Genomic DNA, 625 nt, shown 5'->3' on the forward strand with positions numbered 1-625 from the left:
GATCCCCACCTCGACGTGCTCCGGGATCGCGGCCCGCACCGCCGCGACCCGCTGACGCGCCTGCTCGGGCTCGAGCGGGACCGGAGGGATCTTGATCGCGGCGGTCCCGGGCAGCGCGGCGATCTCCCCGTAGAGCTCGAGGCTGAACTCGACATGCGTGGTGGTCGGGTTGTCGTAGACCATCACCGGCAGATCGGTGGCGGCGGTGACCGTCCGGTAGAGCCCGAGGACTTCCCGGGAGGCCAGCGGCTGGTAGGCCATCGGCGCCAGCAGCACGCCGGAGGCGCCGGCGGCCTCGGCGTCGGCGAGGTGCCGCAGCACCTGGGAGGTGCGCAGCGCCCCGACGCCGGCGATCACCGGTGTGGTCCCGGCGTGAGCGACGGCGAGCTCGACGACGCGCGCCCGCTCCGCGGCGGTGAGATAGGCGTAGGAGCCGGTGGATCCCAGCACCGTGATCGCATCGACGCCGGCGGCCGCGAGCCGCTCGATCAGGCCGATCAGCGCCGGCTCGTCGAGGACGTCATCCGGCATCGGGGTGAGCGGGAACGCGTGGAGTCCGCCGAACATGGTGATCCTCTCCGTGACGGGGCGTGCGGCACAGGATACGCCCCGGACACGACGCGGG

At 73.3% G+C, this 625-nt stretch carries 1 protein-coding gene; it reads right to left on the minus strand.

Going from position 1 to position 625, the window contains the following annotated elements:
* The coding region (locus GU5_RS0103150) for a dihydrodipicolinate synthase family protein (RefSeq protein WP_010524130.1) at window positions 1–567 on the minus strand (567 nt) is incomplete at its 3' end.
* Between the last annotated feature and the right edge of the window lie 58 nt (window positions 568–625).

This window comes from Nesterenkonia sp. F, assembly GCF_000220985.1.
Classification (GTDB): domain Bacteria; phylum Actinomycetota; class Actinomycetes; order Actinomycetales; family Micrococcaceae; genus Nesterenkonia.